This is a genomic window from Microbulbifer sp. 2205BS26-8, assembly GCF_030731025.1.
In the GTDB taxonomy this organism is placed as follows: domain Bacteria; phylum Pseudomonadota; class Gammaproteobacteria; order Pseudomonadales; family Cellvibrionaceae; genus Microbulbifer; species Microbulbifer spongiae.
On sequence record NZ_JAVAMR010000079.1, the window covers coordinates 1 to 6,461 of the forward strand.

Consider the following 6,461-nt stretch of genomic DNA (forward strand, 5'->3'; position numbering starts at 1 on the left):
CGCAAAATGTCCACAGGCGAAAACCCCCGAGGAAACGCTACCACATGGATCTTCAATATGAAGAACCGCTTTGGTTGGGCGGACAAGCAACAGCTTGAGCACTCCGGGCAAATTGGAAGTACAAGAGAGCTAAGTGATGCTGACCTCGAACGTATCGCCACAGGAAGCAGCTCGCGAACTACTGGCAAGGCGAAGGGCTAGGTCAGCTTTTGCGGACTTCTGCAGGCTTGTTGCTCCGGATGAACCACCGGCAGAGCACCACCTTTTACTGTGTGACTCCCTGGATAACATCATATCCGGCGACCTTAAGCGCTTGCTGGTGTTGATGCCGCCAGGCTCTGCCAAGTCAACCTACGCGACCGTTCGCTTCCCGGCTTACTTTCTGGGTAGGAAGGGCGATAAGGGCATTATCACCGCGAGCTACAACGACCGACTGGCTACACGCTTCGGGCGCAAGGTCCGCAACTTAATACGCACCAAGGATTACCTGCGGGCATTCCCTGAAACTGTGCTGGCCCAGGACTCTCAGGCCAAGGGCGAATGGGAGACTACAGAGGGCGGTTTCTACTTCGCTACAGGCATTGGTGGCGGTGTTACTGGCCGCCGGGCGGACCTTGCAGTTATTGATGACCCGATCAAGGGGCGAAAGGATGCGGATTCCCAACTGATCAGGGATAACGCCTGGGACTGGTATATCGACGATTTCCGCACCCGCTTAAAACCGGGTGGATCCATTGTCGTAATCCAGACCCGCTGGCACCAGGACGACTTGGCCGGGCGGATACTCCACGATGACTGGGATGGCGAAAGCGGCTGGGCTCAAGCAAAGGATGGTGAGCGCTGGTATGTGATCTGCTTGCCGGCCCGGGCAGGGGCAAACGACATTCTGGGCCGGGCGCCGGGCGAATGGCTATGGACAGACTGGTTTTCTCCCGAATGGTGGGAGCAAACAGAGCGCACAGCCAGGCAGAAAGACGTGCGCACCTGGAGCAGTCTTTACCAGCAGACCCCGAAAGATGAGGAAGGGACCTTTTTTAAACGGGAATGGTTTTCCAAGCGTTTCAACCCTGGCAGCCAACCGAAGCACACCAACAAGTACCTCAGCTCCGATTTTGCGGTTACTGAGGGGGATGGCGACTTCACGGAATTTGGTATTTGCGAGGTAGATTCAAACGATGACCTTTGGATTACGGACTGGTGGTTTGGTCAGGAAACAGCCGATGTCTGGGTCGATGCCGAACTCGACCTGATAAACCGCCACAAGCCATTGGTGGCACTGGGGGAATCTGGCGTTATCAGAAGAGCGGTTTCCCCATTTCTCTTAAAGCGAAGCCGTGAACGGCGGATTTACTGCAATTTTGAATGGATCACCAGAACAGCCGACAAGCCTGCGATGGCCAGGGCAATACAGGCCCGCGCCGCCCAGGGCAAGGTGCATATACCCAATACCCCGTGGGGGGATCGGTTGCTTAACCAACTTATGGGATTTCCCGCCGGTAAACACGATGACGGTGTGGACGTGCTCGCACTCATGGGGCTCGCCCTGGATGGCATGATCGGCGGTGTGGAGCCCCCACAAGAGCGGAAAAAAGACCCGTTGAGCGATTACATAGACGATGATGACAGAGAGGCGGATGACTCGTGGAAAGTAGCCTAGAAGAACTGACCGTTGAAAAGCTCAAGCGCCAGTTTGAAGAGTTCGACGACACCACCCGCAGTGCTCGCCTGTCTTCTGAAAACTGCCGGGACTACCGCGATCTAAAGCAGTGGTCCGCAGACGAAATAGCCGAGCTGAAGCGCCGCAAGCAGGCTCCCTTGGTGATACCCAAGGTTCCGGCAAAGGTCGATTTTCTGGTCGGGATGGAACGCCAGCAGCGCACCGACCCCCGGGCCTACCCGCGCACCCTGGCCGATGAGCCTTCCGCCGATGCGGTCACTGATGCCCTGCGCTATGTTGCCGACAATGTGGACTTTGACCAGATTGCCAGTGATGTATTCGAGCAGGGTCTGATTGTTGAAGGGTATGCCGGGGCAATTGTCGAGCCTGTGATGGTTCGGGAACAGGTTGAAATAGCCGTGAATTTCATTCCTTTCGATCGTTGCTATTTCGACCCGCACAGCCGCGAGCGCGACTTCTCGGACTGCACCTATAAAGGCTTGGTGGTTTGGATGGACCTGTCAGAAGCCAAGCTCCAGTACCCGGATAAAGCCGACAGGATTAGCGAGCTTCAAGCAAGCTATAGCGCTGGCGACACGTTTGAGGACAAGCCCCGCTGGGTGGATAACAGGCGCAAGCGCATCAAGGTTTGCCAGCATTACTTCCTGCACGGGGGAGAGTGGCACGTTGCGCACTTCACTGGTGAGCTGTTCCTGTTAGATCCACAGCCCTCCCCGCTGCTTGATGAGCATGGTGCCCCTGATTGTCCTATCGAACTTGTGCACGGATATATCACCCGGGATAACGAGCGCTATGGCCTGGTGCTATCCATGCTGGGCCTGCAGGATGAAATTAATCACCGCCGGTCCAAGGCACTGCATAGCTTGTCGTCAAAACAGGTGCTTTATGAACAAGGCGTCCTGCCGAATCCGCGCAAGACCGTAAACGAGTTAAAAAAGGCTGATGGAGCCGTGGAAGTTCCACAGGGCAGCCTGGAGAACAACCGTATTCAAATTCGCGAGAATGCGGACGTAGGCATGTCGCAATTCCAGCTTCTGCAAGAGGCCAAGTCTGAAATGGACGCACGCGGCGCCAGCAGCATTCTGAACGGCTTGTCCGGCGAGGGTGTGGAATTGAGTGGCCGCGCCCTCAGAACCATCCAGAACAACGCCCAACTTGAGATTGGCCCGCTAATGGATGCACACCGCCACTGGAAGCGTCGGTGTTACCGCCAGATGTGGAACCGCATCAAACAGTTTTGGGATAACGAACGCTGGGTTCGCGTTACTGATGACGAGGACAATCTGAAGTGGGTTGGCCTTAATCAGCCCGTGACTGTGGGTGAACGCCTGCAGGAGAAAGCCAGGGAGGGAGACGAGAGAGCGCAAGCCGCGCTACAGCAGATGCTGGCCATTCAAGACCCCAAGCTCAACCAGGTCTACGAAACCCGCAACAAGGTGGCAGAGATTGACGTTGATATTCATATTGACGAGGCCCCAGACGCGGTAACGGTTCAGCAAGAGCAATTTGAGACAATCGCCGAGCTCGCCAAGATGTATGGCCCCCAGCATGTGCCCTTTGAGGTGGTGCTGCAGCTATCGAGCCTACGCAACAAGGACAAGGTGCTGGAGAAGATCAAGGGCGACCCGCAGCAGGCGGAAATGGCCGCGCAGGTGCAGGATATGCAACAGCAGATACAGCAACTTGCAGCGCAGCTCAACCTTGAGGACTTAAAAGCCAAGATTGAGAACACTCAAGCGGACACAGCCACCAAGGTCGCTGAAGCCGAGAAGAAGCGACAGGAGACGCAACAGACAATCATAGAGAACACGGTTGCCGCAAGGTATCCGGACACAAGGCCGAACTTCAATATTTAACGATTTTCAACCCTGCGCAAACAAGCCCGCCTAGTGCGGGTTTTTTTGTGCCCCGACGCCGGGGAACGGGCGCAAGCGGACGACGCGCTTTTCGGTCGATAGCGGACGACGCGCATACGGTCGAGACGAGGAAACTATGAGCGAGTACAGCACAGAGGACTTGTTGAGCGACAAGGAAATTCCGGAAGTTCAACCAGAGGCCACACCTTCTGATGAAACCAAGGAGCCTGAAACGGGCGATAAAGACAACCCTGGTGGGCAAGAGGGCCAAGAGCCGAAGCCTGCCGAGGACAACCCGACGCCGGGGGAGGAACACATCAAGCCGCCAGAGTCTGAAAGCTCAACCAACAAGGACACGTACAAGGAAGGCGAAGAGGAAGGCGATGAGGGCAAGCCCTGGACCTATCAAGCAGTAAGGGACGAGAGAGCCAAGCGACAAGCTGCAGAAGCGCGTATTCAAGAGCTGGAAAAGCAAATCGGAGGCGGGGGTAAAAAACCCGAACTCGAAAAGCAGGACTGGCTGGAGAATCCCGAAGCGGCAGCCCAGGCCCAGCAGCAGGACATACAGCGTGCACTGTTCGAGCAGCGTGCCGTGATGGGTCAAGAGCTGATGCGCACGCTGCACGACGACTTTGACGAAATGGAGGCCCGGTTCTGGCAAATGGTTGACGCTGATCCGCAACTGGCTAACGGAATCCAACAAGCCGCCAACCCTGCAAAGTTCGCTTACGAGACGGCCAAGAAGGCCCTTGAATACGAAAAGATGCGGGATGTTGACGCCTACAAAGCGAGCATTGAAGCCGATATACGCAAAAAGGTTGAGGCAGAGATGCGCGCGAAGTTTGAAGCGGAAAAGGTGGGCCAGCAGAAGAAGCAGGACGCTATTTTGCCAACGCTTTCCGCGTCCACCTCAAAGGGCGGGCTGAGTTCCGATGACTGGGCAGGCCCGACCCCCCTTGCAGACATCCTGAAATAAAACCGCGGCTGCCCGCCGCTAACGAGAGAAATTCATCATGCCACAAACAATGATTGCGGATGCCAACCGCGTTAAACAATGGGACGACAAAGCCCACACGGAATACGTCCGCTCAAACCGGTTTAAGCGGTACATGGGCGCGAATGAGAACGCCATCATTCAGGTCAAGGAAGATCTGACCAAGAAGCGCGGAGACGCTATCAGTATCCCGCTGGTGGGGGCACTCGATGCAAGCTCCGGACCGAATGACGGCTCCAGCAATTTGGTGGGCCACGAAAAGGCCCTGCCCAATGACGGCCATAGCGTTAAGGTTCGCGTGGTGCGCGACGCTACGGTAGTTAATGTCGAGGAAGAGCAGGCTTCGGCAATTAACATTCGCAACGCAGGCAGGGTCGCCCTGAAAGATTTACAGATGCGTTACCTGCGCAACGACATTATCCGGGCCCTCGGCAGCGTTGATGGACGCAACTATGCAGATGCCACTCCTGCACAGCGCAACGCCTGGCACGATAACAACAAGGACCGGGTGTTATATGGTTCTGCCAAGTCCAACTTTGTCGACAATGACCATGCAGCATCATTGGCAAATATCGACAACAGCGACGACAAGTTGACCCACGGCGTTGTCTCCCTGGCCAAGCGCATTGCGCAAAACGCGCAGACAGTAAACGGCGACGGTATCCGCCCGTACAGATACGGCGAGGATATGGAAACCTTTGTTATGTTCGTGCCAAGTTTTGCATTCCGAGACTTGCGCGAGGATTTGATTGCCAACCAATACTGGCAGGATGCCCTGGCGCGCAGTAAATCCAATCCGCTGTTCTCCGGCCCAACCTCAATCGAGTGGGATGGCGTGCTTGTTCGCGAGATACCTGAAATTCCCACTTTGCCCGGGGCGGGTGCCGGAACGCCAGCCATTGAGGTTTCCCCCTGCTATCTGTGCGGTGCCCAGGCGCTGGCTGCGGTGTGGGCGATGCGTACCAAGACCACCACCCGGAAAGAGGACGACTACGGCTTTTTCTATGGCGTGGGCTTTCAGGAACTGCGCGAAGTATCAAAGCTGCAGTACGGGCAAGACTCGGGCTCTGCGGTGGACTGGGGTTTGGTCAGTGTTTTCACCGCAGGTGTAGCCGACCAGTAGTTAAACTCTGCCTGCGGGCACAAGATCAACCGCTGGCGCGGCGTCACGGGTTGGCGCCGCGCCAGCGAGTAAGGAGCGTTTTATCGTGAAGAAATACAGTGTTACCTACATCGGGGGTTCACCGGTGGTTTACGCATTCGGGTGTGAATTCCAAAGAGGGGTTCCGATTGACTGGCCACAGGGAGCGGCAGAAGCTCCGCTCAAGAGGCTGAGCAAAAACCGCTTCTTTGTTGTAAAGGCTTTACAAGCCGAAACTGGGGACACAAAGAAATCCAAGCCGCCAGAATCCACAGATGGCGCCAAAGGCGGGGGAGATCCAGAGATTCCCCAATGCGAATTCCCGACCGACAGTAAGGTGGCCCTGGAAGCGTGGGCAAAAGCAAACCTGGGCCTGGAGCTGGACAAGCGCAAAAGCCTGATAAACCTGATCGCAGAGGTAGAGACGTCGCTTGCGGAGACGCCAGATGGCGATAACTGACCGGGAAATGGTCCGACGGGTAATGACTGAGCTTCGGGTGCTCCAATCCGGAAAGCAGCCAGAGCCCGGCGAGTATGTGGATATTCGCGATCTGATGCACAGCGTGCACGCCGAGCTCACTGAAAACGGGCTGATTAATTGGCCCCTGGACGACTTGCCCACAAGCAGTGAGGACGCCTGGATCAAGTTTGTAGCGGGCCGCTGCTCCAACTTCTTTGGCCTTGTCGATGCCGGTGTGCTGATGCGCGCAGAGGAAGCCTTCAGGCGCCTTATTGCCCTATCTGCACAGCCGGACCCTGAAGAAATACCGGTGTGTGACTACTGATGAGAAT

At 56.2% G+C, this 6,461-nt stretch carries 6 protein-coding genes; all 6 read left to right on the forward strand.

Going from position 1 to position 6,461, the window contains the following annotated elements:
- Positions 1-136 precede the first annotated feature (136 nt).
- The 6 genes from Q5Y71_RS16195 (at position 137) to Q5Y71_RS16220 (ending at position 6,454) form a co-directional block, all read left to right on the forward strand.
- Positions 137-1,657: a terminase large subunit domain-containing protein gene (locus tag Q5Y71_RS16195; protein WP_306043134.1), complete on the forward strand. Its 1,521-nt coding sequence runs from the start codon at positions 137-139 to the stop codon at positions 1,655-1,657.
- Positions 1,642-3,534, forward strand: coding sequence for a hypothetical protein (locus Q5Y71_RS16200; RefSeq protein WP_306043128.1), 1,893 nt, complete (start codon positions 1,642-1,644; stop codon positions 3,532-3,534). Before Q5Y71_RS16195 ends, Q5Y71_RS16200 begins: the two co-directional genes overlap by 16 nt.
- Positions 3,535-3,670: 136 nt before the next feature.
- On the forward strand, positions 3,671-4,510 hold the full coding sequence (locus Q5Y71_RS16205) for a hypothetical protein (RefSeq protein WP_306043129.1): 840 nt from the start codon (positions 3,671-3,673) through the stop codon (positions 4,508-4,510).
- Between the two features lie 37 nt (positions 4,511-4,547).
- Complete coding sequence (locus Q5Y71_RS16210; protein ID WP_306043131.1) at positions 4,548-5,651, forward strand: DUF4043 family protein; 1,104 nt, start codon at positions 4,548-4,550, stop codon at positions 5,649-5,651.
- Positions 5,652-5,736: 85 nt separating this feature from the next.
- Positions 5,737-6,129 carry a hypothetical protein gene (locus Q5Y71_RS16215; protein ID WP_306043132.1) on the forward strand — a complete coding sequence of 131 codons (393 nt, stop codon included), beginning with the start codon at positions 5,737-5,739 and terminating at the stop codon, positions 6,127-6,129.
- Entirely contained in the window at positions 6,116-6,454 is a 339-nt protein-coding gene (locus Q5Y71_RS16220) for a hypothetical protein (RefSeq protein WP_306043133.1), read from the forward strand. Before Q5Y71_RS16215 ends, Q5Y71_RS16220 begins: the two co-directional genes overlap by 14 nt.
- Positions 6,455-6,461: the final 7 nt, after the last annotated feature.

Bases quoted from the DNA above. Each gene is read 5' to 3' on its own strand.
- Q5Y71_RS16210 (WP_306043131.1), top strand. From the start codon at position 4,548: ATGCCACAAACAATGATTGCGGATGCCAACCGCGTTAAACAATGGGAC.
- Q5Y71_RS16195 (WP_306043134.1), top strand. From the start codon at position 137: ATGCTGACCTCGAACGTATCGCCACAGGAAGCAGCTCGCGAACTACTG.
- Q5Y71_RS16220 (WP_306043133.1), top strand. From the start codon at position 6,116: ATGGCGATAACTGACCGGGAAATGGTCCGACGGGTAATGACTGAGCTT.
- Q5Y71_RS16205 (WP_306043129.1), top strand. From the start codon at position 3,671: ATGAGCGAGTACAGCACAGAGGACTTGTTGAGCGACAAGGAAATTCCG.